Source organism: Pseudomonas cichorii, from assembly GCF_003700275.1.
Classification (GTDB): domain Bacteria; phylum Pseudomonadota; class Gammaproteobacteria; order Pseudomonadales; family Pseudomonadaceae; genus Aquipseudomonas; species Aquipseudomonas cichorii_B.
Window position 1 is genome coordinate 1 of record NZ_RBRE01000095.1, and the last position, 932, is coordinate 932.

The window sequence follows — 932 nt, forward strand, 5'->3', positions numbered from 1 at the left end:
ATCAACAGGTCATTACTTTCCCGAGAAATGATCACATCATTGCTGTTCAGGCCAACCAGCCTGACGACATCGACCTTGTTCACAGTCGGGTCGTAAGCCGAGACGGTATCCTGGCCCGAGCCCTTGCCGAACAGGTAAGTGTCGTCACCGTATCCGCCGTCGAGACGGTCATTACCTGCACCGCCATCGAGGATGTCATTACCCGCGCCACCGTTGAGGGTGTCATTGCCCGAACCGCCTTGCAGCAGATCGTTGCCCTCTTCGCCATTCAAGGTATCGGCTCCGGCACCACCCGACAGACTGTCGTTGCCCGCTGCGCCACTGAGAGTGTCGTCACCGGCACCGCCATCGATCAGGTCGTCGCTGGCATAGCCCCACAGAGACTGATCGGCATCACTACCCTGCAATACCTGAGACTTGATCGCATCCTGATCCCAGACGCTGCCGTCAGCGAACTGGATCTGGTTGATCTGGTAGCCATAGGTCGCATCGTAAGTAAAATGACTGCTCACCCGGAAGCTGTCCGTGGTGCCGATCACCTTGATCAACAGGTCATTACTTTCACGAGAGATGGTCACATCACTGCTGTTCAGGCCGACCAGTTTGACGGTATCGATCTTGTTCACAGTCGGGTCGTAAGCCGAGACGGTATCCTGGCCCGAGCCCTTGCCGAACAGGTACGTATCGTCACCGTATCCGCCGTCAAGACGGTCATTACCTGCACCGCCATCGAGGATGTCATTGCCCGCGCCACCGTTGAGGGTGTCATTGCCCGAACCGCCTTGCAGCAGATCGTTGCCCTCTTCGCCATTCAAGGTATCGGCTCCGGCACCACCCGACAGACTGTCGTTGCCCGCTGCGCCACTGAGAGTGTCGTCACCGGCACCGCCATCGATCAGGTCGTCGCTGGCGTAGCCCCACAGAGACTGATC

The 932-nt window shown here is 58.3% G+C and carries 1 protein-coding gene; it reads right to left on the minus strand.

Annotation, left to right across the window (positions count from 1 at the left end; translation table 11 throughout):
• Window positions 1-932, minus strand: a 932-nt coding sequence (locus ALQ04_RS25715) for a calcium-binding protein (RefSeq protein WP_147466631.1), incomplete at both ends; no start/stop codon positions are given.